The organism is Halalkalibacter oceani (assembly GCF_023715705.1).
Taxonomy (GTDB): domain Bacteria; phylum Bacillota; class Bacilli; order Bacillales; family Bacillaceae_D; genus Halalkalibacter; species Halalkalibacter oceani_A.
The window spans coordinates 1-23714 of sequence record NZ_JAMBOS010000033.1 but is presented as its reverse complement, the minus strand read 5'-3'; the positions used below and the strand labels follow the sequence as shown (position 1 = coordinate 23714).

Below are 23714 nucleotides of genomic sequence, written 5' to 3'. Positions count from 1 at the left end.
ACCTTCCCTTCATTTCTTCTAGGCTGGCAATTGCCGACCAGCCGACCATTCACGTCGCACTAGCATGTGGTTCATTGTTGCCTGCGCGAATCGCTTTAATCTCCCGCTTTAAAAAGATCGTCACGACGAGAGCTGAGGCAATTAAAGCGGCAAAGATATAAAATGTTTGATCATAGCTGTTGGTCGTAGTACGGATAAACGAAACGATCATCGGGCCAAGGACACCGGCCAAAGCCCAGGCTGTCAGCAAATAGCCGTGAATCGCACCTAATTGCTTCGTCCCAAACAAATCGCCGATAAACGCCGGCAAGGAGGCGAATCCTCCGCCGTAAATCGAAACGATCACGTACATCAGAATTTGAAAAATGAGCGCGCTCGTAATCGTTGGCAAGATGAAAAAAGAGATGAGCTGAACGATAAAAAAGATGAGATAGACATTTTCACGTCCTAAATAATCGGAGAAGGATGCCCAGGCAATTCTCCCGCCTCCGTTAAACAGCCCCATCACACCGACGATTCCCGCGGCGGCAATGGCTGAGATCCCCACTTTTTCCTGCGCCATCGGCGAGGCGACGGAGATCAGCATGATGCCGGATGAAATATTAATAAACATCATCCACCACAGCATCCAAAAGCGCTTTGTTTTGATCGCTTCATTTGCGGTCAGCTGCGACAGATCAGCTTTTTTGACTAGCTTGCCATCCTCTTCGTCCTTCTGCGAGGACATCATCCAGCCTTCAGGCGGCCGTACAATGTAGGCGGCTCCAAGGACCATCAGAATGAAATAGACAGCGCCAAGAAGAAAGAATGTATTGGCCGTACCAATCCGTTCAATTAGCTGCGCCGCGACCGGACTGGCGATCAGAGACCCGGCCCCAAAGCCAAACACCGCCATCCCGGTTGCCAGGCCACGCCGGTCGGGAAACCATTTGACCAATGTTGATACTGGAGCAATATAGCCGATCCCCAGCCCGATTCCGCCAAGAACGCCATACATCAGATAAAAGAGATACACATTTCCGACATTAATCGCCAGTCCTGTTCCAATCAGTCCCAGTCCGAACAAAATGGCCGATAAGAAGGCCGAAACACGCGGTCCTTTCTTCTCAACGAATCTGCCAAAAAAAGCAGCAGACATTCCTAAAAAGAAGATCGCAATCGTAAAAGCGATCGTCACAGTTGTGCTTTCCCAACCAAGTTCAGTATGTAACGGTGTCTGAAAAACACTGTACGCATATACAGACCCGATTGAGAGATGAATGAAAATAGCGGACAACGCAATTAACCAACGATTTTTTTTGGGTCTGGCCATTTTCCCCACTCCTTTCAAGTAAGTTAGTGTTAGTATGAACGTCTTCCTTTATTTGATACTTACAAACAAGAAAGGAATTGCGCCATATGGAAAATGTCGGATTTTCTCCCATGAAACTTTTCCCATTTCTTTGACATTACAAGAAAATTCAGATTAAAATGGGAATATACCGAAAGGAAAGCGCGTACGAAATAAAAGAAGAGAAAAAGGGGGAATTTGATGAAGAAAAAACTTGGCTTTCTAACAACGGGCGTTCTGTCACTTGGATTGATCTTAGGCGCATGCGGCGGCGGGACCGAGCCTGAAGAACCAGCGGGTGACGATACAGTTGACACGGGCGAAGGTCAGGAAGCGGAGGGAGATTACGTAACAGACTTACAGCTTGGCACCGGTAGTACTGGCGGTACATACTATCCGCTCGGTCAGGAAATCGCCAATGTCTTAAACGCAAATGTCGAGTATGATGGCTTTAACGTCAGTGCGGTTGCATCTGGCGCATCGGTTGACAACCTCGGGCAAATTTTCCGCGGAGAAATGCAGCTTGGGATGACGGTTCATATTCCGGCAATTGAAGCGTTGGCGGGTGAAGGGGATTTTGAAGGAGCAGTCGTTGATAACTTCGGTTTCTTAGGCTACATTTACCCGGAAGTTTCAGCGGCCCGTCTGATTCTCGAAGCCTATGGAATTGAAGACGGAGATTACGAGTCGTTTGAAGAAGGATTCGGTGATGCGGCGGCCCGCATCCAGGATGGTCAGCTCGACGCCTCCTTCGGTCTTCTCGGCTTACCTGACAGCACAACTGCGGAGCTTTCCCTGCAACGGGAGGTTGTCATTTTACCAATTGACGGCGAGGCGCTGGCCTATGTGGAAGAGAACAGCGACTACGGCGCCTATGAAATCGAAGCCGATGCTTATGATTTCTTAGATGAGCCTGTCAGTACGGTTACCGCTTATGCAATTCTTGTTGGCTCACTTGACCAGGTAAGCGAAGAACTCGGCTACGAGATTGTAAAAGGCCTGTACGAAAACGCGGAGAGCATCACCCACCCCCAAGGAGAGCATATGACAATGGACACCGTTTTGCTTGGCTCCGACAGCCTGCCATTCCACCCAGGGGCCGAACGGTATTTCCAAGAACAAGGATTGATTGACTGATGAACGCAAAGCGACTGGGCACCTCGCTGTCCAGTCTTTTTTTATACCACTACTTCCATCACGGTCATTTTTGCCAAAGTCGTTCCATGTTATGACTATTAAGGTGGTGAATGCTGAATGAAAGAAAAGCAGCCTCCAGCGTCAACGGTCGATAACGCTGAAGAAATTTTGCGCAAGTATGATAAGGAATCCAACTACCGCACGAACCTGAAAAAATGGGCATGGGTCGTGACGATCCTGGCGATCTCCTTCACTCTTTTTCAGCTGTATACATCATTTCGCGGCGCCTATGTCAGCCTCATTCAAGGTGCGATCCATTTAGCTGGCGGATTGTCATTGATTTTTATTTTGTACCCGTTCAAGCGCTCAATGCTGAAAAAAGCCGGCGTTCCCTGGTATGACGGTGTCCTTGCCCTGCTTGCCCTGGCGGTAAACTTTTATATCGTGTTTGAATACGAACGGCTGACAAGCAATCAGGTACAAATTCTCGGCTACAGTAATGTCGATATGATCGTCGCCACGCTCGGCGTGCTACTCGTTCTTGAGGCAACGCGGCGCGCGGTTGGACTGCCGATTGTCATTATTGCCGTCGCTGCTTTATTGTACGGACTGTTTGGCCAGCATTTTCCGGTCGCCCAGTTCCGTCACGCCGGCTTTGATTTTGAGCGGCTCATGACGCTGATGTTTTTTAATACGGAAGCGATCTTCGGGACGCCGATCCGGATTTCATCTACCTTCATCTTCCTCTTTCTCTTTTTCGGAGTGATGCTGACCAAAACAGGAATCGGACAGTTTTTCAATGACCTTGCCTTTGGCGCGACAGGACGGATGACGGGTGGAACAGCGAAGGCTGCCGTCACGGCGAGCGGACTGCAAGGAATGGTCACAGGGAGTTCGGTCGCCAACACCGTCAGCTCCGGATCATTTACGATTCCGATGATGAAGCGCGCCGGCTTCAAGCCGGAATTTTCAGCAGCCGCTGAAGCTTCCGCCTCAACCGGCGGACAGATTATGCCGCCGATCATGGGGGCCGCGGCATTTATTATGGCGAGTAATACAGCCATCCCCTATCAGGAAATTATTTTAATTGCCATTATTCCTGCTCTTCTTTATTTTTCCGGGGTGTTCATGGGGACCCATTTCGAGGCAAAAAAACAAGGCATTCACGGGCTGCCGAAAGAGCAGCTGCCTTCGTTAAAGGGCATTCTTAAGCGGCTCGATTTGCTCGCCCCGCTCGTAGCGATCATCGTCATGCTCTATCTCGGTTTCTCGCCGACACGGGCTGCCCTTTTTGGAATCGGCGCCGCCTTCTTCGTCAGCTTATTCCGAAAAGATACGCGGATGGGAATCCGTGACATGATCGATACGCTGGAGCAGGGCGCGCAGATCGCCTTGCCCGTTATCGCTGCCTGTGCCACCGCCGGGATTATTGCCGGGATTGTCACGACAACAGGCTTAGGAGGAAAAATTGCCGGAGGGATTATCGACCTTGCCGGAGGCGTTTTCCTGCTTGTCTTGTTTTTCACCATGATCGCCTGCATTCTGCTCGGAATGGGTTTGCCGACGACAGCCAACTATGTCGTGACAGCTTCAATGGCTGCCCCGGCGTTGATGGCGTTTGACAATGTTCCGCTGATTGCCGCCCATTTCTTTGTGTTCTATTTCGGGATTGTCGCCGATATTACACCGCCTGTCTGTCTCGCCGCCTATGCCGGAGCCGGGATAGCCAGGGCCAATCCGATGAAAGCGGGAGCGACTGCCTTTAAACTGGCGATCGCAGCCTTTATCATTCCGTATGCCTTTATGTATAACCCGGTGCTGCTATTAGTCGATGCCAACTTGATCGACATCGTGATCGCTGTCGGAACAGCGCTTCTCGGTATGGCCGCGGTCAGTGGAGCGATGATGAACTATTTTGTAGCCCGAACAAACATAGCTGAGCGTATTTTCTTATTCATTGCCGGCATCGCCTTAATCTTCCCGGGTCTGCTGTCCGTCGCAGGATTGGTTGTCGTCCTTGTCGTTGCCGGCCTCCAGCTTTTGCGCAAGCGCGGGAAAGACGAGAAGCAGGCAACTGCCTAAACGTTCGAATAACGAAAGCTGTGTAATGCGGCACTAGTGAAGCAAGACCGTAGTAGATGAAATAGACGCTGCTTCACGAAAAGCAACGTTTATTTCATCCAGTCGCGGACGGCTTGATCGTCTATTCATAAAACACGTCGAAAGATACCCACAGCTCTTCCAGTTGTTGTAACCGCAGCTGGACTTTTTTATGCTCTGAACGCGTAACAGCCGTAATGAGCGCGCTTGCAATGCTGTGCGGTGCCGCAAAGGAATCGATGAACGAGTTGATTTCTGTCGCCGCCAGGAGAACGTGGTCGCCGTATGGGACGAGTGGGGATAACGCGTGATCGGTTATGACAATCGTGTTGGCCCCCCGCTGCTTGACATATTTCAATACTTCAACCGTCCGTTTCGTATAGCGGGCAAAGCCAAAGCCGATCACGAGATCATCTTCTGTAATATCAAGCAGATGCTCTGAGACACCGTCAGCCTGCTCAACCAATTCAGTATTTTGTAACACGAGATCTAAATAAAAGGTTAAAAATTGCCCAAGACTTGCCGCACTGCGATAGGCAACGACATAAATCCGCTTCGCCCCCATCATCCGCTCAACAGCCCGCTCAAACTCTTCCGGCTCAATTTGCTGCAAGGTTGCCCGCAAATTGGTGATGTCATCGGTCAAAATTTCTTCAATGGCGTGAGCCGGCTGCTCATCCCGGTCCGTTGTCCTGGCAAATACTTCGGCCGAAGTCATTTTCTGTTGCAGCGCCTCCTGCAAATGACGCTGCATATCCGGGTAGCCCTGATAGCCTAAAAAAACGGCAAAACGGATCACCGTCGCTTCCCCCACCGTTGCCTGCTTAGCTAATTTTGATGCAGTAAGAAAAGGAGCGGTATCCGGGTGCTGAACCAAATAGCTAGCAATTTTCTTTTGCGATTTGCTCATTTTCTCCCGCAGCTCGCTGATCCGTCTGTAGACATCATTGTTTAACACAGGCATCACTCCTTTGCATCACCCTCCAACAAACCGCGTTAACACCCGGTCGTACGCCGCGATTGTCTGTTCCACTTCCCGCTCCGTATGCGCCGTGGATAAACTGTAGCGATTCAGAGGCTTCGTATAAACGCCTTCATTTAATAAAAGCAAATCGATCGTTTTCCTCGTTTCAAGATCGGACGCTTGTAGATCGCGATAATTGAGGATGTCTTCTTCTGTGAGGACGACATTGAAGATTGAACCGGTACCAACCGCTTTCATCGGGATTCCTTTCCGCTTAAACAACGCTTCAAGTTCCTGCTTCAGCATAGCGGTAACGGCAAAGACGCCGTCAATTTCTCTTTTAAGCACTTCAATCGTTTTAAGCCCTGCCGCTAAAATTAGCGGATGACCATTATAGGTGCCACTATGAAAAACAACATGCTTTGCCCGTGCAAACCGACTTTCGGATTGATCAAACAAATCCGCTCCGACCTCCGGGGACGTCAGCTCCATAATCTCTTTCCGGCCTCCTGTGATGCCGAACGGAAATCCGGCGCCAATCACTTTACCAAGTGTCGTTAGATCCGGCTCCACCTGATACCATTGCTCGGCACCGCCAAGCATAATGCGAAAGCCTGTTTTCACTTCGTCAAAAATGAGCAAAATCTCAAGCTCCTCCGTTAGCTTTCGTAAACCTCCAATAAAACCGGGTGTGGCCGGAATAAACCCTCCCTGCAGCGGTTCAATGATTACAGCAGCAAGTGAGGACTGATGTTCCCGCAATAATCGCTCACATGCCGCCAGATTGTTAAACGGTAAAATAAGCGGCGCCTCTCGCTCTGTTTCATGTATGCCCATTGATTCCTGGACAGCGCACGGGACATCTGCCGGTCCAGCTTCTGAAAGTGGCGGATTGACGCTGTAAAGAACGTCATTATATCCCCCATGATAGTGACCTTCAAACTTGGCAAGCCGCGTTTTATTCGTATAGGCTTTCGCAAGCCGCACGGCTAAAAGTGTTGCTTCAGTTCCGGAGTTCGTGTAACGGAGCCGCTCGATACTCGGATAAAGCCGCTGGATTTCCTGCCCAAACGTCACTTCCAGCGGATGCGGTGCTCCAAACAGGAATGTTCCGGCGTCTTCGTATCCCTCATCTATCGCCTGTTTCACCTCGGGGTGACCGTGACCGAGCATTAATGCCCCGTAGGCTAGCAAATAATCCACGTATTGCCGATCATCCACATCTGTAAGGAAGGCTCCTTTTCCTTTTTTCATTACAAGCGGATAGGGCGCAAAATGCTTAATATTCGCCGTCACTCCACCGGGCATTACCTGCTTCGCCTGTTCAATCCAGGCTCGCGAATGGAACGTTTTCGCTGTATACCCACATTCCAGTCCTGTACCTTCCACCATCGCCATCCATTCATCACTCACCTTACGTTTTTTTCTTTTCCTTATATGGATATGAACAGCACGTGTCACTATCTTATGCTTCTACCTATTTATGAATGATAAATTTCATTAAAGTTTATATATGAAGCTGATCCTTCTTGAATTCCCTTCACTATACTTCCTTCCTCACGTAAAAGAGGCTGGGACAAAGGTTGTTTTCACCTTTTGCCCAGCCTCTAAGCAATGAGCGGAACCGCCACGATCTTTTAAAGCCCGTTGTGAGTGGGTTTCTCACAACGGGCTTGTGGCGTGTGAAGCCAGTGCCAGTAGGTCCAAAGCTAGTTTTGTCTCAAGCTCCAACCTACCTGTCTTTTTCCTCTCCCTACCCGTTTGCTTCCTCTACTGTATTTTACGTAATTTCCACCTGAATCTGCTTCGTATAGAAGAAACGGACGATAAAGAAATAAATGATTTGGATTATCAGGAACGTGCCGAGTACGATTGCCGATTCTCTGACCAGGTTTTCGTAAAACAAATGAGATAAGGCTGTGAGCGCGACAGCACCGTGAATCAAAGCGACCACGATCGGTGCAAAGAACAGCAGGGCTGTTTGCCGGCTGAGCACTTTTTTCAACTCTTTCACACTTAAACCCATTTTGGCAATCGCCCTGAACTTCTCCTTGTCTTCATCCAAATCCATATATAGCCTGAAGTAGAGAAAGCTCCCGGCAGCCACGAAAAAGACAAGACCGATAAACAGTCCGACAAACATGATCGGCGCATACCCTTTTTTCGTTTGATCCACTTCGTAATCTCGAGAAGAAATAGAGGAAAGCGGGAGCTTGACATACACTCTTTCAGCCACATTCAGTATCCTCTGTTCTCCATCTGCCGCCTGCCAGGCATGATAGCCTCTTTCCTCAACCGGAGCAAGAAGCAGCTCCGAAAAATCATGATCCGTTACAACAAAATAAGAATCGACTTCGGGCAGCGCTCTCGATTCAATTGTATCAGCGGCCGTTACATCAACACCGGATGCTAACGGTACGGTCTGCCCGAGCAGCTCTTCTGTTTGGCCATAAGCCATCCCTTCAAATTCGACCGCAATCATTTGGCCATTTTCCAATTCAAGCTCCTCTTCACCAATCAGTTCGGCAAAGCGGTTAAAATCAGACTGTCTCGCTATCAAAATCCGGTCTCCCGCAACTTCATAATAGCTCAGCACCATCTGCGCCTTGTCCGTCTCAACCTTTTCTTCAGCCAGCATGTTTTCGACGAGGGCAATGTCTTCCTCGACATCTCGCTCATCACTTTCCAAATAGGCAAAAGTATTCGGATACCTCATTTCCACATAACTCGATGAGACACTTTGAAAGCTGTACAGCGTTCCCATCGCACTAAATGCAACGGTCGAAACCATTGCGACCATAAAAAACGTCCTAGCATTGTCTTTCATTCGAAAGGAAAGATCGGAAAATAACAGCATATTCGTCTTATGCCAAAACATCGCTTCGTTTCTTTTCAGACGTCGAATGATAAACACACTTAATTGCGTAAAAAGCAAATACGTTCCGATCGTCACCACAATAATGACCGGCAGCATCGCCGCTAAGACGCCGACTCCTTCTACGGATAAGGCGACTCCATATCCCGCACCAAGCAAAATAACGGCACATATGACCAAGAAACGGTTGGCTGCCGGCTCGCCCTTTGATTTTTTTGCGCCCTTTATTAATTCAATCAGCTTCTTAGTCCGAAGCACATAGGAGACAAATAAAGAAATGACAAAGAAGAGCACGATAAATGAAACGAATGTTACTACGACCGCCTGTGTCGGAAGATAAAACGGCAATTCGTCCCCGATGACGAGAAGATTTTCCGCAACGAGCAGAATCGCTTTAGCGAACACGAGCCCAAGCCCCACTCCGCCAATTGTCGCAAAGAAACCGATGAGCATGTTCTCCAAAAAGACCATCATTCGGATTTGCCTGACCGCCATTCCCTGGAGCATTAATAAACCGAATTCTTTTTTACGCGACTGTAAGAAAGAACTCATTGAATAGAGAATAAAGAAAAACGAAAAAACATAGATGATCCCTGCGGAAATATTCATCCCCTGCTGGACATTCGCATTCATATCACTGCCGCTCAAGGCGGGGTGATAAGCAAAAATAGAGAATGTAAAAAAGACCATCACCGTAAACATGCTGCTCAGGAAGTAGGCCGCATACAGCCTTTTGTTGCGGAGCACATTATTAAACGCGAATTTGCGAAAAGTCATGTGCGTCCCCTCCCATGAGCGAAAGTGTGTCGATAATTTTTTGGAAAAACGATTGCCGATTCTCGCCGCGGTGAATTTCTGAATACAATTTGCCGTCGCGGATAAAGACGACGCGGTTGCAATAACTCGCCGCCTGCGGATCGTGGGTAACGAGCATCATCGTTGTCCGCTCCTGCTGATTGATTGATTCCAGCATGCTCATGACATCCTTCGATGATTTTGAATCAAGATTGCCCGTCGGTTCATCAGCAAGCAGCAATTTCGGCGTGTGGATCATCGCCCGGGCAACAGCCGTCCGCTGTGCCTGTCCACCGGAAATTTCATAGGTTCGTTTGTTCATAATACTGGTTATCCCGAGCTTTTCTGCAATTGCAGCCGCCTTTTGTTTCATGTCCGGCACCTTATGTCCATCCAATGTTAACGGGAGGACAATGTTCTCCTCAACGGTTAGCGTATGAAGAAGGTTAAACTCTTGAAACACAAAGCCTAATTCGCGACGGCGGAATTAGGCCAACGCGTCCTTTTTTAACTGGTGAGGATTTTTCCCGTCAATCAGCACCTCACCGGTTGTCGGTTCATCAATTGTCGCAATCAAATTCAGCAACGTCGTTTTGCCGCTGCCTGACGGACCCATGATCCCGACAAATTCTCCTGTCTCGATTGTAAGGTTAATATCTGTTAACGCGCGGTAAGTCATTTTGCCATCATAGATCTTACTTACTTGTTTCACATCCAGCATCACAGGATCTCCTTTCACTTCCATGCATTTGATCTGTGACCAGTATAGCGCCGCTGCCCGCTTATGCACTATTGATTCAGCTTTCACTTTCCTTACATGCCTGTAAGGTTTTGCGTCGGCGCAAATACGACGCGGAAGGTCGCCCCTTCTCCCTGCTCCGATTCAAGCTCGATCCGGTGATCAAGATGTTTCGCGGCCTCCATCGTGACATAGAGCCCCATTCCTGTTGATTCGCGAAACAGACGGCCGTTTTCCCCGGTAAAGAAAGGCTGATAAACCCGCTTTTTGTCCACGTCCGGAATCCCGACACCGAAATCCTTCACTTCGAGGACAGCCTCTTCCCCCCGTTCATAGATCGAAATGATGATGCTGTTGCTTTTGCCACTCGAATATTTCACCGCATTTTGAATAAGCTGCGACACGATAAAAAACAGCCATTTTTCATCCGTTTCGACAACGATTCCTTCTCTTTCGACATTCAGCTTCGGATAGACTTTATTGCGAATATAAAAGCGCTTATTTTCTCCATTCACCTCATTGACAACCTTGGTTACTAACACCGGCTTAATATGGAAATCCTGCTCTATCGAGCGCAGCCGTGCCATATATAGTACGGTATTTAATCCCGTCTGCATGCGCTGGGTCTCTTCCCGAATATTCGATGAATCCGGTTCGTCCAGTGTCTGTGCTGTCAATTCAATTACCGAGAGGGGGGTTTTCATTTGATGAACCCATTGATCGATATACTTAAGATGCTCTTCCTGCTGATGCTCTAATTTTTTTATCTTTGTCTCGTAATGCTTGTACTGATTTTTCAACAACGTATCAAGCGCACTTGATACAGGGCTCTGCTCCGTGCGGCGGATCGAATCCTCCAGCGAGACAAACGACTCACTCAGCCTTTTGTAAAACATCCGGCGACTGTAATAATGATAAATTAAATAGCATGCTAAAAAGAACAAGCCGATAAAGACCGCATATAGACCAACACTCAAATTGCGATTTCCGTCGAGCCAATAAAGGGCAAAGATAAGGGCAAACTGAACGACTTGCACAAGAATTAGAAGAAAATGCTCTCTGAGGAATAATATCATTGCCCGTCACCTTTTAACGTGGAAACGTTTAGCCTGTATCCTGCGCCTCTTACCGTTTCCACAGCATCGGGTAAGCCCAGCTCCTGAAACTTCTTCCTGACACGGGCAATGTTGACGTTTAATGTATTTTCGTCGACATAGGCCTGATCGTCCCACAGCTTCTCCAGCAGGTCCTCCCGGCCGGCAATACGCGGATGACGCTCCAGTAAGCTTTCGATAATATCCGCTTCTTTTTTGGACAACGATGCCGTCTTATCGGCAAATGTCAATTCCAGCCTTTCGAGATAGAGTGTCAATCCCTCTTTCGCCAATACCCGTTCTTCTCTTTGCACCGCGTACTCGCCATAGGCACGGCGCAGCTGGCTTCGTACTTTGGCGATGACCACTTCGGCGTGAAATGGCTTCGTAATATAATCATCGCCCCCATTTTCCAAGGCCATCACCTGATCCATTTCACCAATTCTCGCTGATAGAAAAATAACAGGGCAAATCGATTCCTTACGAATTTGCCGGCACCAGTAATAGCCGTCATAGCTCGGCAAATTGATATCGAGCAGCACGAGATCAGGCTGATATTCGTTAAACACTTCCATTACGCGCAGAAAATCCTCGACAACGTTCACATCATATCGATACTTAATCAGATAAGACTGCAAATGCTCGGCAATTTTCGGATCGTCTTCGATAATCATAATCTTTTGCATGGTGTCACCTCTTTGTCCAAAATCATTATGGCACAGAACCGGCGTTTCGACAAAGGGCTTAAAGCTGCGCGAAAAGAGCCCGGGTCAAAAAGTGGATTCCACCTTTTGCCCCGGGCTTACACTCGGCTTCATTCAAGAATCTATTAAACCAACGTCTTCATCAACCCTCCCCAAAACGCGGAGTAATGCTTCCACTCTACAAATTCACGAGAACCCCAATGTGGTGCGCAGTCACTGGCGAATATCGCCGTTTTTCCTTTTTCATATGAGCCGAGCACTAAAATAGGGTCTGCTTCATGTTGTAATAGAATGTCTGTATTTTCTTTGGCGCTCAAGCGATTATAGCCAAGCAAGGTTGGCCATTGGCCAAATCCGTCCACGAGCGGATGCTTCTTAGCCGCCTCGGGCCGGAAACCTTGTGGCATTTCAACACGGTCATCACCATCTTCCATCAGCACTGGCAGCACTTCGGCCAATGGAGAGTTTTTGTAATTCGCTTTTCCTTCGATGCCCATAAACGATAGATAACCGCCAATCATCGCCAATCCGCCGCCCTCTGCGACAAACTGCTTGATCAGTTCCAATGCATTTGGCACGATTTCCATCTGATAGAAGGTACTGTTTTGCAAAAGGAATGAGTTGGCTCCTATATCACTGATCACGATCGCATCATAGTCTTTCAGTTCTTCGAGCGTACGCGGGAAGCGAACCTGCACCTCATGAGCCGGGACATATGTGACGTCAATCCCTTCATCCTTTAAACAAGTTAGCAGCTGTGTCGCTCCTTCTTCGTACTTTGTTGAAGTAAAGCTGTCATAACCTTTCGTATGAATCATATGAATCACCCATGATTCACCAATAAATAATAGTTTCATCTTGTTTAACTCCTTTATTGTTAGTCGCTTTCCTCTTTCACCTTGCACCAGTCGATCATCGTCAGCGCAATCATTTTCGTCGCCTCAATCACTTCGTCGACCGGGACAAATTCATCACTATGGTGAGCCATTCGCGGATCCCCCGGACCGAAATTAATCGTCGGAATCCCCACATTCACCGGCCAGCCCATATCGGTATGAAAACAAAGCCCTTCGATAACGGGTTTTCTGTCCAGCTGCTCAAGGGAATGAGCACATTGTTGAACGAATGGATGTTCACTGTCTGTTTCGGCACAATCGGCATCAATCAGCCATTCAATTTCAACTGGATTGGCTTGTAACCAGGAATCCTGCTCCGCAACTTTTTTCATCAAGGTCTCGATTTCTTCCTTCACCCTGCCACCAAGAAGATTGGCATCCCTCTCAGATGGCAAGTATTGCGCATTAAACGTAATTTCAACACGGTTCGCATAAGCCGTTGGATATTCGCCGCCCTGGATTTGAGCAAGATAAATTTGACAAGGGATCGGCAAAAGTGGGTGTGTTTTTTCCACACTCCATTTTTCATTTAACTCATCAATCCCTTTCATCACTAGCTTAGCCTTCTCAATCGCATCAACTGCTCCGCCATCTTTCCAGTCGGCTTTCGGCATTTCAATATGACCAGCCCGTCCTTTGATAATCAGCTTCCCCCATAAGATGCCGCGGCATAATGGCGCAATTTGCAGCGAGGTCGGCTCTGTCAAAATGCATCCGTCAGTGCGATAGCCTTGGGCGATAAAATCGAGAGCCCCCATCCCGCCGGCTTCCTCGTCAACAACGGTACCAACTACTACATCGCCTTTTAACGGCACATTCGCCTTTTTTAAAGCCTCTACCGCCGAGATCATGGAGGCGACGCCACCCTTCATATCGACGGCACCGCGGCCATATAGTTTACCATCACTAATTTCGGCGGCAAATGCCGGCTTCGTCCAATTTGATCCTTCCTTCACGACATCAATATGTCCAAACAGGAGCAGAGAGTTTCCATCACCTTCTCCTTTGAAGGTCGCCGCAAGATTCGGTCTGTTCGTGAAGTCTCTTCCTGGATAGTAGCCTGCTCTTCCTTCATATTCACGCAAAGCTTCCGCATTTGGCTCCCATTGCTCTACTTCTGCCCCAAGCTTTTTCATCTTATCTGCAAGATACTCCTGCACCCCTTTTTCGTCCGAAAGCTCCGTCGCTTCTCCAAACCAGGGGTTGACACTGGGAATATTGATGAGCTCTTTTAACGTCGTCAAAATGTCATCTCGATGCTCATCAATCCAGCTTAGCACTCTCTCTTTTTCATTCATATGACATCCTCTTTTCTATACTCTCATTTTAAATTTCCGTTCACCGATGAACTTCTCCCACGGGTTGATCATTTCATCCCCGAAAGCATCCTTTTTGTTTTCGATCATGAATAAATAATCAGTATCCCTGTTTACCGGATAAGCCGGACTATGCCAAATTCCTTTTCCGATTATAATGCCTTGACCTGGCTTTAAGAGAAAGCATTTCACGGTTTGAATTTCAGGTGCTTCATCAGGATCTGCAAGATCACGATATAATCCGACCGGCTGAATAATCTCATCATACAAAGGAAGCAAAATTTCCTCACGGCTGACATGCCGTTCCATTGAATCGACAATCAGCTCTCTTTTCTGCGTCCTGACCATCCCGACCCCGACGCGTGTTGTGGCTTCCATATTCGCCAGATAACTCCAGCAATCCCACCCCTCTCCTTCTTTTGAAGGAGGGGCATCCGGGATTTCAAAGCAGCGCCCGTATGGTTCAAAGCTTGAAGCTGTAAGTGGTTCGACCTGAATCGTTTCCATCATTCATCACCTCCGGATTAAAAATCAAATTCGCCGATATTTTCTTCTGTTAAATCAATCGTTCCAGTAAAGATATTCTGTCCTTCCACTCTGACGCTGCCGATATTCTCAATTTCCAGCTCACCTTCTGGAATTTCGTTTCCATTCGCTAATTCATTTAAAACATATACAGAAACGTAACCAAGCATGGCCGGGTCCCATGTAATAATCTTTTCAATAATCCCTTCTTCAATATAATTTTCAACTAAGCTGGGAACGGCAAAGCCTGTAATCGCAATTGACCCAGCTTCAATACTGCCGTTTTGAATCGCCTGAGCAACAGCCTGGGCAGCTGCCGGAGGCTCACCACCGGCAAAGCCGACAATTCCATCAAGCTCTGGATACGTGTTTAACAGATTTTGTGCATTATCATAAGAACGTTGCTGATCATCGTCACTTGCTACTACAGTGACGATTGTAATGTCCGGATAATTTGCCTCAAAATAAGCTTCCGCCGCATCGACACGGTCAATTTGGTTGGTCGAGCCCAATCCGGCAACCATAAATGCTACATTTCCGGCCCCGCCGATCTGATTGGCGATTTCCTCGGCAAATGCCTCTCCTAATTCCGCATCAGTTGCTGGAGTGACATAATACGCCCGCTCTGAATTAGGAGCGTCACTGTCCCATGTGACAACCGGGATCCCTTGCTCGATTGCTCGTCCAATGACCGGGACAACCGCTTCTCCATCATTCGGTGAAATACCAATTCCATCAACTTCACGGATCATCATGTCCTGAATCATATTAATTTGATCAGAAGAGCTTGTTTCCGTTGGAGCGTTAAAAATAACTTCTACACCTAAATCTTCCCCTGCCTGCTCAGCTCCGCGTTCAGCTGCCGTAAAATAAGCCGGACCAATCGACTTCGGGTTAATAAAGAAAGAGTTTGTCCCCTCTGCCACTTCTTCACCAGCGCCTTCTCCTGCCGGACTTGGCTGATCCTCAGACCCACACGCTACTAATGTAAAAGCAGTAAAGATTGATAGACTAGCAACTAACCATTTTTTCATTTTTTCTTCCTCATTTCGTTTATGATTTTTGCCTGCTTACAGCAATTAGAATAAACAACCCTAAAATAACCATTTGGAATAAGCTTGAGACACCCATCAGGTTTAACCCATTATTTAAGACGCCAATGATGACAACCCCGATCATCGTTCCGACCAGACTTCCTCTTCCGCCGAAAATGTGTGTGCCACCGATTAATACGGCTGTAATGACAGAAAGCTCAATCCCGCTCCCTGTTGTTGCTTCTGCCGTAGCAAGGCGTGAAACGAGAAAGACCCCGGCAAGAGCGGCAAAGAAGCCATTACAGACTAGAATGATAAAGCGTGTTCGAACTTCGTTAATACCGGAAAAATGAACAGCTTCTTCATTGTTCCCGAGCGCATACGTATAACGGCCGAAGCGTGTCTGACGTATTAGGTAGTACGCTACTGCAAAGGCAATAACGAGCACAAGCGTATTAAATGGGAGACCGCCCAGCTGACCTTGTCCTAAAAAATAAAACTCCGGCGGGTAGCCGCTGATCGGCCGTCCTTCAGTCAGAACATAAATGACGCCGCGCAGCATGACCATCGTTCCAATCGTGACGACGATCGCCTGCATTTTGAATTTGGCAATGAGCAGCCCGTTTAAAGCCCCGCATAAAATCCCGACGATAAGAGCGAGAATCACACTAAGCCAAATATCAAGACCGGCCGTCGTATGAAACATCCCTAAGGCAACAGCGGCTAATCCCATTATCGAGCCCACCGACAAATCCATGTTTCCTGAAATAATGACATAGGTCATCGGAATGGCAATCAGTCCAATTTCAACAATTTGGCTTAATATATTAAAAATATTTCCCTGTGTCAGGAAGTACGGAGACTGAAGGCGGAAGAAAAGACTCAGTCCAACTAAAAGCAGTAACAATATCACAATTTGATTATTGACGAAAGGGTGGATCGTTTTTTTCATTATCGTGATCATTTGAGCTTACCCTCCAGTTTCAAGCTATCCTTCCACCGCTTTAATGAATTAATAATAATCGCGACAATGATTAGCATACCGGTAATCGCATCAACCCAATAGGGAGAAAACTGGCTGATGATCACACCGTTCTGAATGATGCCGAGCAATAAAATACCAAACATCGAGCCGACGATTGTACCAGTTCCGCCGAAAATGCTCGCACCGCCAATTAAAACGGCAGCAATCACATCAAAGGAGATATTTAACGCGGCAGTGGACGCCTGTATGCTTCCGACGTTTGAAGCATAGATCGCCGCGGCAACCGCACTGAGCATCCCACTGTACAAATAGACTAAAAACTTTGTCCGCTTCATCGCCATCCCCGAAAGACGGGCTGCATTCTTATTCCCGCCAATCGCATAGATTCGTCGGCCGAATCTTGTAAATCCGAGGATCAGGACAAAGCCACATGCCAGAATAAACAAGACAAGAATCGGAAAAGAAATGCCGAGTATTTTCCCCTGTCCTAAAAATTCAAATTCCTTTGGGAAGTTGGTCACCCATACTCCACCGCTAACGAATACGGCAATTCCGCGAAAAATGTACATCGTCGCCAAAGTCGTGATAATATCTGGAATGTTGAACATTGTAATAATGAAGCCGTTAATTGCCCCGCATAATGCCCCTACCACAATACCCAGTAATACAGCGAGCCATATATTCACTCCCGCATTCACCAGCAGACCAACAATCGTCGCGACAAGGGCAAGCACCGCTCCTACGGATAGATCCATCCCTCCTAATAAAATGACCATTGTCATCCCAATCGCAATAATTCCCGTTATCGTAATTTGCAGGAGAATCGTCTGCAAGTTCGACATTTGTAGAAAGTTGGGAGAGAGGGTCGTAAAGATGAAAAAGACGATCAATGTAAACAAGATAATCGGTGCCTCATGAATGCTCAAAATTCTTTTCATGTTGTTTTCACCTCAATTCCGTCCGGACTCGAAGCAATCGCCAAAAGCTCATTTTGCTCGACTTCGCCATAGCTGTATTGCTTCACAATTGCCCCTTCGTGCATCACGAGAATCCGGTCACTCATCCCTATGACCTCTGGCATTTCAGTCGAGATAAAGAGGATACTCATCCCTTCATTTGCCAGCTTTTGAATCAGGGCATAGATTTCCGCTTTTGCTCCGACATCGACCCCACGCGTCGGCTCCTCCAAAATTAAAATCTTTGGATGGGTGACGAGCCATTTTGAAAGAACAATTTTCTGCTGATTTCCTCCACTGAGTAAATTGACGACCTGTTTCTCGTGTGGTGTTTTAATTTGCAAATCCTGAATATATGTTTGGATGATTTCTTTTTCTTTCTTTTTGTTCAGTTTCGAATAGTAAGATAATTTTTCAAGGATGGTTAGCGTCAAATTTTCCTGGACAGTCATTTCCTTTACGAGACCATGACGATGACGGTCAGGCGGCACATAACCAATATCATTCTTCTTTGCCTGTTTTGGCCTGCTGATTTTTACCTTTTTCCCATTAATGCTGATTGTTCCTCCGCCTCTTTTTAAGCCGAACAAACGCTGGGCGACATTGTGGGTACCTGCCCCCACCAGACCGAACAGACCAACGATCTCACCTTTCCTTAACTCAAAGCTCACCTGATGGCGAGGGGTGATTTCCAGATCCTGCACTGCTAGCACAGCGTCCTCACTGATCGCTTTCGTTTTGCTCGGATAAAGCTCGTCCACCGCCTTCCCGACCATCATGCTGATCAGTTCACTCTGGGTCGTCTCCTGTACAGGCTTTGTCGCAATTTTATTTCCATCACGTAACACTGTCACTTTATCCGCAATTTCAAATACTTCGGGCATACGGTGGGAGACATATACAATCGCCACCCCTTTTTCCTTTAATCGCCTGACAACCTCCAGCATATTTTTCACTTCATTTTCCGGCAAGGCAGCTGAAGGCTCGTCCATAATTAGAATGTCAGCATCAAAGGAGATCGCCTTGGCAATTTCAACAACCTGTTGGCTTTGCACACTTAAATCTTGCACCTTATCGCGGACATCGATCGTTGCCCCCAATGATTCGATCAGTGCCTGTGCTCTGTCGTACATGGATTTCCAGTTGATCAGGCCCGCTTTTCCTAAAATCGACGAACGTTCAATAAAAATATTCTCGGCCACCGTTAAGTTTGGAAACAGATTAAACTCCTGATGAATCATTGAGATACCAGCGTCTTCAGCATCGGCAGGCGATTGAAACCGGACTTCCTTTCCTTTTACATAAAATGTTCCGTCCGTCGGTTGATAAAGACCGGAGAGAATCTTCATTAGGGTCGACTTCCCCGCTCCATTCTCTCCCATTAAGGCGTGGACTTCCCCTTTATAAAGCTCCAGGTCGACATTCGATAATGCTTTTACACCTGGGAAGGATTTATCAATCCCAGACATTTTTAAGATCAAGCTTGTCATGTTACCCTCCCCTTCTTGATGCGTTCACCAATTAAGCTCTCTCATTTAAGCTGTTTTACAGCTTTGGCGATTTCAGTCTCCGTCGGCATTCCCGTCTGGGCTCCCTTCTTTTGTACCGAAAGGGCAGCTGCGATGTTTGCAGTCATCACGGCCTGCTCTAGCTCATAACCACGTGCCAGCTCTGTTGCTAATACTCCGTTAAACGTATCACCGGCGCCAGTGGTATCAACAACAGTAACCTTCAAGCTGTCAATATGCCGCAAATCATGATTAACCCAGAAGTCAATTCCATTCTTGCCCTTCGTCTGAATCACTTTCTGTTGAAAAGCCTGCCGCATGTGCTCATCCGTTGAAAAAATCGCCCGGTGCTCATGCTCATTTGGCGTCAAATACTGTACTTTTTCGAGAAATGATCGTGACAGTTTACGTGCGGGAGCCGGATTATACACAACTGGAACACCGATTTCTCCGCACACCTCAACAACCTTTTCCTGCGTTCGAAACGGAATTTCATTTTGCATTAACACAATATCCGCTTCTGTAAAAAGTGCTGTAAGCTGTTCAATGTTGACTTCATTTAAGCTGCCATTTGCCCCCTCATCAATAATGATCGAGTTCTCGCCATTGACAACCGTTACTAACGCTTTGCCGGTATTACATTCTTCGTTCACATGCACATGCTTTGTATTAATGGAATGAGCTTCTAAATTTTGCAATGCATTTTGCCCCAGATCATCGGCACCGACTGCGCCTACGAAGGATACTTTTGCTCCAGCGCGCGCAGAGGCAACAGCTTGATTAGCGCCCTTCCCCCCCGGAAAAACATTGAAGCTCGTAGCTACTATCGTTTCGCCCGGGGTCGGCCACTTTGCCGCAGTTACGACAAAATCCATATTGATGCTTCCCACTACTACGACATGCGGTTTTAAACATATATTTTTCAATGTATCTCTCTCTCCCTTTACTACTACCTCAATGGCTTTGTTGTGCCCCGTTGAATCAATTCCACCGGGAAGGAATGGCTACTGCTTTCTTTCTCCTGCAGCTGATTTTCAATTTTGGCGATAAGTAAGATCGCTGCCTGCTCACCCATCCTATAAATCGGCTGCTGAATTGTCGTCAGCTGGGGACTCGTATGCTTACAAAGATCAATTCCATCATAGCCAATAATTTGCAACTCATCCGGAACGGAAATATGATGCTCTTTGGCAGCCATCAGTACACCGGCAGCAATTAAATCATTCCCTGCAAAAATCGCATCATATTCGACCGCTTTTTCAAATAACGACTTACCTAATTGATAAGCAGCCTCTGTGGCATAATCACATTCCATCACTTGAGCTGTAAGATTGTTTTCATTCATAACTTCCTGATAGCCTTCTGCTCTCTCCGTCGCCGTTGTCACATTATGTGGGCCGCGAATATGCAGGATGCGCTTGCTGCCAGTCTGTAGCAAATATTCGGTCGCAATCCGTCCTCCCTCTTTGTTTTGGGAAGAAACGGAAAGTACCCTTTTATCATGAACCCGGTCGAGAAACAATGTTGGAAACGGCAGGTCATCATAAGTAATGTCCTCATTGTTCTGATTCATAATGATCAGCCCGTCGACATACTTATGTGTCAGCTCTCTCACATATTTTTTTTCCGTTTCCGGATTGGATTCGGTATTACAAAGGATCAGCAAATATCCAAGCCTCTGCGCCACAGCCTCAACCGCCTTTGCTAATTCAGGGAAAAAGGGGTTCGTAATATCAGGAATCAGGAGACCGATCGTATTCGATTTCTTCTTGAACAACATTCGAGCGACCTCATTAGGCGTATAGTTTAGCTCAGCAATTGCCGCTTCGACTTTCTTCAATGTTTCTTTTCCAACATAACCTTTTTTATTGATGACTCTCGAGACCGTCGCTTCGGACACATTAGCACGTTTGGCAACTTCGCGAATAGTTGTTGGAAACACCTCCCTTTTGTGTAACGGGTTACACATCAATTATAAAAATCTGTAACCCGTTACACATTTCGCAATAAAAAAATGACAAAACATAAAGATTAATTTTAATTTTCAGTATAATTGTGCTTTACGACAATGTCAACTTACTTTCTGAAAAACTGTAACCCGTTACATATTTCAGTTACGTTCATTATAACGGACCTAGAAAGGATATCTACTTATCCGTCAGATTACCTGACGCGCTTTTTCTCCATAATATCGAAACCCACTCACAAAAAAGCCGTAAGGCAGATCATTTTGATCTGTCTTACGGCTTTTCATAATACGGGTGAGAGGACTTGAACCTCCACGTCATAAGACACTAGATCCTAAGTCTAGCGCGTCTGCCAATTCCGCCACACCCGCCTACATGGTGAGCCATGAAGGACTCGAACCTTCGACCCTCTGATTAAAAGTCAGATGCTCTACCAACTGAGCTAATGGCTCTTGCTGTTTTTCAGTGTTGCTTTTCATGATGATTACGGACGATGCTTTTTACTTCGATGTCTTACCTGTCCCTTCCTCTTCCTGCAACGCGTTGATTGCTGGATGCGTCGGAACAACTCGAAGTTTATCGCAGAAGCTTTGCTCGTCACTGAGCGAATGGCTCTTGCTGTTTTCATTGCTGGGGATCTAATGGTGACCCGTACGGGATTCGAACCCGTGTTACCGCCGTGAAAGGGCGGTGTCTTAACCGCTTGACCAACGGGCCACTGGCGGAGAAGGAGGGATTTGAACCCTCGCGCCGCTCGCGCGACCTACACCCTTAGCAGGGGCGCCCCTTCAGCCACTTGGGTACTTCTCCATGGCTCCACAGGTAGGACTCGAACCTACGACCGATCGGTTAACAGCCGATTGCTCTACCACTGAGCTACTGTGGAATATTCATTGATGTTGCTTCATTCCTCTTGACAGTCTCGCTTCGATGTCAGCTGTCCAAGACATCTTGGTGACCCTCCGACGAAGCTTTCCTTGTCACTAAGCTACTGTGGGAATGGTGGGCCTGAGTGGACTCGAACCACCGACCTCACGCTTATCAGGCGTGCGCTCTAACCAGCTGAGCTACAGGCCCCCAATAGCTAAAAAACTAAAAGCGGGTGATGAGAATCGAACTCACGACATCAGCTTGGAAGGCTGAGGTTTTACCACTAAACTACACCCGCACATTTTTAATTATAGTTTTATTATTTCAGCACGCAACTAACATGCCTCTTCCTCTGCCGGTTATCCTTCGAAGCTTAATGCGTCGAGGCAACTCGGAGACTTTTCACAGATGTGTCGCTCGTGGCTGAGGTTTTACCACTAAACTACACCCGCACATTTTCAATTATATTCATCAACATAGAGATGATAAAATGGCGCGCCCTGAGAGATTCGAACTCCCGACCTTTTGATTCGTAGTCAAACACTCTATCCAGCTGAGCTAAGGGCGCTTATTAGTAAAGCGGAAGACGGGATTCGAACCCGCGACCCCCACCTTGGCAAGGTGGTGTTCTACCACTGAACTACTTCCGCGAAATGGCTGGGCTAGCTGGATTCGAACCAGCGCATGACGGAGTCAAAGTCCGTTGCCTTACCGCTTGGCTATAGCCCAAAACTTATGTATAAATGGGGCGACTGATGGGAATCGAACCCACGAATGCCGGAACCACAATCCGGTGCGTTAACCACTTCGCCACAATCGCCACACACTACTAAATGGAGGGGGACGGATTCGAACCGCCGAACCCGGAGGGAGCGGATTTACAGTCCGCCGCGTTTAGCCACTTCGCTACCCCTCCACTATAAAATCGAAAAAAATGGCGGTCCGGACGGGACTCGAACCCGCGACCTCCTGCGTGACAGGCAGGCATTCTAACCAACTGAACTACCGGACCAATGGTATTGCGGGGGACGGATTTGAACCGCCGACCTTCGGGTTATGAGCCCGACGAGCTACCAGACTGCTCCACCCCGCGTCGTTATTAAGTATTCGGATGATGTTTCTCAAAGGAGATTAGAACTCTCCTCTTCCTGACTATTCAAGGAAGCTTTCATGCGTCGAGTTTACTCGTCGCTGTTTCGGCGGATGCTTTGCTTGTTGCTCCACCCCGCGTCGCTAAAAAGTACTTGGACAACTTGTCCATCTTTTAGATAGACATTACTCTTATTTTACCATTAGCTGGCTTAAGAATAAAGAAATGATGGCGGAGGAAGAGGGATTCGAACCCCCGCGCGGTTTAACCCGCCTGTCGGTTTTCAAGACCGATCCCTTCAGCCGGACTTGGGTATTCCTCCACTAAAGACAATATGGTGGAGCCTAGCGGGATCGAACCGCTGACCTCCTGCGTGCAAGGCAGGCGCTCTCCCAGCTGAGCTAAGGCCCCATATTATGTACGTCCGGCAACGTCCTACTCTTGCAGGAGGAAGCCTCCAACTACCATCGGCGCTGAAGAGCTTAACGACCGTGTTCGGCATGGGAACGGGTGTGACCTCTTCGCTATCGCCACCGGACATTTGATCTTCAGATTACCTCGTTAGGCACTCTTTGATCAATCTATATCGGGGAAGATCGCAATGGCTCCGTGCGCTACTCGTCTAGAGTGGAGAACCCCACTCCTCTCTAGACTTTTAAAACCTGTAGCGACTCCGCACATTGCTTTGCCCAGTCCCCAAAAACAGGGGACATGGGCTTGATTCCTTCAAAACTAGATCATGATTGTACAAGTATCAAGAATTGCTTGGATAAGTCCTCGACCGATTAGTATCTGTCAGCTCCACGTGTCGCCACGCTTCCACACCAGA

At 47.5% G+C, this 23714-nt stretch carries 17 protein-coding genes, 16 tRNA genes, 1 rRNA gene and 1 pseudogene; 2 read left to right on the top strand and 33 right to left on the bottom strand.

The window, feature by feature from the left end; translation table 11 throughout:
- Positions 1-49: 49 nt before the first annotated feature.
- Complete coding sequence (locus M3212_RS19830) at positions 50-1312, bottom strand: L-lactate MFS transporter (protein WP_251195676.1); 1263 nt, start codon at positions 1310-1312, stop codon at positions 50-52.
- A 219-nt stretch (positions 1313-1531) separates the two neighbouring features.
- Here M3212_RS19830 and M3212_RS19825 point away from each other — a divergent pair, with 219 nt between their 5' ends.
- Complete coding sequence (locus tag M3212_RS19825; RefSeq protein WP_251195675.1) at positions 1532-2467, top strand: TAXI family TRAP transporter solute-binding subunit; 936 nt, start codon at positions 1532-1534, stop codon at positions 2465-2467.
- A gap of 117 nt (positions 2468-2584) precedes the next feature.
- Positions 2585-4549 carry a TRAP transporter permease gene (locus M3212_RS19820; RefSeq protein ID WP_251195674.1) on the top strand — a complete coding sequence of 655 codons (1965 nt, stop codon included), beginning with the start codon at positions 2585-2587 and terminating at the stop codon, positions 4547-4549.
- A 121-nt stretch (positions 4550-4670) separates the two neighbouring features.
- On the opposite strand, the gene M3212_RS19815 is transcribed toward M3212_RS19820, so the two are convergent.
- The 32 genes and pseudogenes from M3212_RS19815 to rrf form a co-directional block, all read right to left on the bottom strand.
- Positions 4671-5525 carry a MurR/RpiR family transcriptional regulator gene (locus M3212_RS19815; protein ID WP_251195673.1) on the bottom strand — a complete coding sequence of 285 codons (855 nt, stop codon included), beginning with the start codon at positions 5523-5525 and terminating at the stop codon, positions 4671-4673.
- An 18-nt stretch (positions 5526-5543) separates the two neighbouring features.
- Positions 5544-6929, bottom strand: a complete 1386-nt coding sequence (locus M3212_RS19810) for an aspartate aminotransferase family protein (RefSeq protein WP_434084063.1) — start codon at positions 6927-6929, stop codon at positions 5544-5546.
- A gap of 382 nt (positions 6930-7311) precedes the next feature.
- A complete protein-coding gene (locus M3212_RS19805) occupies positions 7312-9183 on the bottom strand; it encodes an ABC transporter permease (protein WP_251195671.1) in 1872 nt (623 codons plus the stop codon).
- Positions 9158-9922: pseudogene (locus M3212_RS19800) on the bottom strand (ABC transporter ATP-binding protein). Before M3212_RS19800 ends, M3212_RS19805 begins: the two are co-directional and overlap by 26 nt.
- A 92-nt stretch (positions 9923-10014) precedes the next feature.
- Positions 10015-11016: a sensor histidine kinase gene (locus M3212_RS19795; RefSeq protein WP_251195670.1), complete on the bottom strand. Its 1002-nt coding sequence runs from the start codon at positions 11014-11016 to the stop codon at positions 10015-10017.
- Positions 11013-11720, bottom strand: coding sequence for a response regulator transcription factor (locus M3212_RS19790; protein ID WP_251195669.1), 708 nt, complete (start codon positions 11718-11720; stop codon positions 11013-11015). The genes M3212_RS19795 and M3212_RS19790 overlap by 4 nt, the downstream gene beginning before the upstream one ends.
- Before the next feature lie 143 nt (positions 11721-11863).
- Positions 11864-12595: a glutamine amidotransferase gene (locus tag M3212_RS19785; protein ID WP_251195668.1), complete on the bottom strand. Its 732-nt coding sequence runs from the start codon at positions 12593-12595 to the stop codon at positions 11864-11866.
- A 20-nt stretch (positions 12596-12615) separates the two neighbouring features.
- Positions 12616-13932, bottom strand: coding sequence for an ArgE/DapE family deacylase (locus M3212_RS19780; RefSeq protein WP_251195667.1), 1317 nt, complete (start codon positions 13930-13932; stop codon positions 12616-12618).
- A gap of 15 nt (positions 13933-13947) precedes the next feature.
- On the bottom strand, positions 13948-14460 hold the full coding sequence (locus tag M3212_RS19775; RefSeq protein WP_251195666.1) for an ureidoglycolate lyase: 513 nt from the start codon (positions 14458-14460) through the stop codon (positions 13948-13950).
- A gap of 14 nt (positions 14461-14474) precedes the next feature.
- Complete coding sequence (locus tag M3212_RS19770) at positions 14475-15509, bottom strand: autoinducer 2 ABC transporter substrate-binding protein (RefSeq protein ID WP_251195665.1); 1035 nt, start codon at positions 15507-15509, stop codon at positions 14475-14477.
- Between the two features lie 19 nt (positions 15510-15528).
- Entirely contained in the window at positions 15529-16473 is a 945-nt protein-coding gene (locus tag M3212_RS19765) for an ABC transporter permease (RefSeq protein WP_251195664.1), read from the bottom strand.
- Entirely contained in the window at positions 16470-17432 is a 963-nt protein-coding gene (locus tag M3212_RS19760; protein WP_251195663.1) for an ABC transporter permease, read from the bottom strand. The genes M3212_RS19765 and M3212_RS19760 overlap by 4 nt, the downstream gene beginning before the upstream one ends.
- On the bottom strand, positions 17429-18940 hold the full coding sequence (locus M3212_RS19755) for a sugar ABC transporter ATP-binding protein (protein WP_251195662.1): 1512 nt from the start codon (positions 18938-18940) through the stop codon (positions 17429-17431). Before M3212_RS19755 ends, M3212_RS19760 begins: the two co-directional genes overlap by 4 nt.
- A gap of 41 nt (positions 18941-18981) precedes the next feature.
- Entirely contained in the window at positions 18982-19884 is a 903-nt protein-coding gene (gene rbsK, locus M3212_RS19750; RefSeq protein ID WP_285874814.1) for a ribokinase, read from the bottom strand.
- A gap of 23 nt (positions 19885-19907) precedes the next feature.
- Positions 19908-20900 carry a LacI family DNA-binding transcriptional regulator gene (locus M3212_RS19745; RefSeq protein ID WP_251195660.1) on the bottom strand — a complete coding sequence of 331 codons (993 nt, stop codon included), beginning with the start codon at positions 20898-20900 and terminating at the stop codon, positions 19908-19910.
- A 314-nt stretch (positions 20901-21214) separates the two neighbouring features.
- Positions 21215-21296 (bottom strand) — tRNA-Leu (locus M3212_RS19740).
- A gap of 5 nt (positions 21297-21301) precedes the next feature.
- Positions 21302-21377, bottom strand: a tRNA-Lys gene (locus M3212_RS19735).
- A gap of 190 nt (positions 21378-21567) precedes the next feature.
- A tRNA-Glu gene (locus M3212_RS19730) sits at positions 21568-21642 on the bottom strand.
- A 2-nt stretch (positions 21643-21644) separates the two neighbouring features.
- Positions 21645-21735 (bottom strand) — tRNA-Ser (locus M3212_RS19725).
- A gap of 1 nt (position 21736) precedes the next feature.
- Positions 21737-21811, bottom strand: a tRNA-Asn gene (locus M3212_RS19720).
- A 114-nt stretch (positions 21812-21925) separates the two neighbouring features.
- Positions 21926-22002: transfer RNA gene (locus M3212_RS19715), tRNA-Ile, on the bottom strand.
- A 20-nt stretch (positions 22003-22022) separates the two neighbouring features.
- A tRNA-Gly gene (locus tag M3212_RS19710) sits at positions 22023-22093 on the bottom strand.
- Positions 22094-22286: 193 nt separating this feature from the next.
- A tRNA-Arg gene (locus M3212_RS19705) sits at positions 22287-22363 on the bottom strand.
- Between the two features lie 10 nt (positions 22364-22373).
- Positions 22374-22445: transfer RNA gene (locus tag M3212_RS19700), tRNA-Gly, on the bottom strand.
- Between the two features lie 4 nt (positions 22446-22449).
- Positions 22450-22524: transfer RNA gene (locus M3212_RS19695), tRNA-Gln, on the bottom strand.
- Between the two features lie 15 nt (positions 22525-22539).
- Positions 22540-22615, bottom strand: a tRNA-His gene (locus M3212_RS19690).
- Between the two features lie 14 nt (positions 22616-22629).
- A tRNA-Tyr gene (locus tag M3212_RS19685) sits at positions 22630-22711 on the bottom strand.
- Between the two features lie 19 nt (positions 22712-22730).
- Positions 22731-22807 (bottom strand) — tRNA-Asp (locus tag M3212_RS19680).
- Between the two features lie 7 nt (positions 22808-22814).
- A tRNA-Met gene (locus M3212_RS19675) sits at positions 22815-22888 on the bottom strand.
- A 226-nt stretch (positions 22889-23114) separates the two neighbouring features.
- Positions 23115-23207: transfer RNA gene (locus M3212_RS19670), tRNA-Ser, on the bottom strand.
- 13 nt (positions 23208-23220) lie between these two features.
- A tRNA-Ala gene (locus tag M3212_RS19665) sits at positions 23221-23296 on the bottom strand.
- A gap of 11 nt (positions 23297-23307) precedes the next feature.
- Positions 23308-23423 (bottom strand): 5S ribosomal RNA (gene rrf, locus M3212_RS19660).
- Positions 23424-23714 lie beyond the last annotated feature (291 nt).

What these genes read in the sequence shown, in the direction of transcription:
- M3212_RS19785 (WP_251195668.1), bottom strand. Translation starts at nt 12,595, where the DNA reads ATGAAACTATTATTTATTGGTGAATCATGGGTGATTCATATGATTCAT.
- M3212_RS19795 (WP_251195670.1), bottom strand. Translation starts at nt 11,016, where the DNA reads ATGATATTATTCCTCAGAGAGCATTTTCTTCTAATTCTTGTGCAAGTC.
- M3212_RS19825 (WP_251195675.1), top strand. Translation starts at nt 1,532, where the DNA reads ATGAAGAAAAAACTTGGCTTTCTAACAACGGGCGTTCTGTCACTTGGA.
- M3212_RS19810 (WP_434084063.1), bottom strand. Translation starts at nt 6,929, where the DNA reads ATGGCGATGGTGGAAGGTACAGGACTGGAATGTGGGTATACAGCGAAA.
- M3212_RS19765 (WP_251195664.1), bottom strand. Translation starts at nt 16,473, where the DNA reads ATGATCACGATAATGAAAAAAACGATCCACCCTTTCGTCAATAATCAA.
- M3212_RS19770 (WP_251195665.1), bottom strand. Translation starts at nt 15,509, where the DNA reads ATGAAAAAATGGTTAGTTGCTAGTCTATCAATCTTTACTGCTTTTACA.
- M3212_RS19755 (WP_251195662.1), bottom strand. Translation starts at nt 18,940, where the DNA reads ATGACAAGCTTGATCTTAAAAATGTCTGGGATTGATAAATCCTTCCCA.
- M3212_RS19830 (WP_251195676.1), bottom strand. Translation starts at nt 1,312, where the DNA reads ATGGCCAGACCCAAAAAAAATCGTTGGTTAATTGCGTTGTCCGCTATT.
- M3212_RS19805 (WP_251195671.1), bottom strand. Translation starts at nt 9,183, where the DNA reads ATGACTTTTCGCAAATTCGCGTTTAATAATGTGCTCCGCAACAAAAGG.
- M3212_RS19790 (WP_251195669.1), bottom strand. Translation starts at nt 11,720, where the DNA reads ATGCAAAAGATTATGATTATCGAAGACGATCCGAAAATTGCCGAGCAT.
- M3212_RS19780 (WP_251195667.1), bottom strand. Translation starts at nt 13,932, where the DNA reads ATGAATGAAAAAGAGAGAGTGCTAAGCTGGATTGATGAGCATCGAGAT.
- M3212_RS19775 (WP_251195666.1), bottom strand. Translation starts at nt 14,460, where the DNA reads ATGATGGAAACGATTCAGGTCGAACCACTTACAGCTTCAAGCTTTGAA.
- M3212_RS19760 (WP_251195663.1), bottom strand. Translation starts at nt 17,432, where the DNA reads ATGAAAAGAATTTTGAGCATTCATGAGGCACCGATTATCTTGTTTACA.
- M3212_RS19820 (WP_251195674.1), top strand. Translation starts at nt 2,585, where the DNA reads ATGAAAGAAAAGCAGCCTCCAGCGTCAACGGTCGATAACGCTGAAGAA.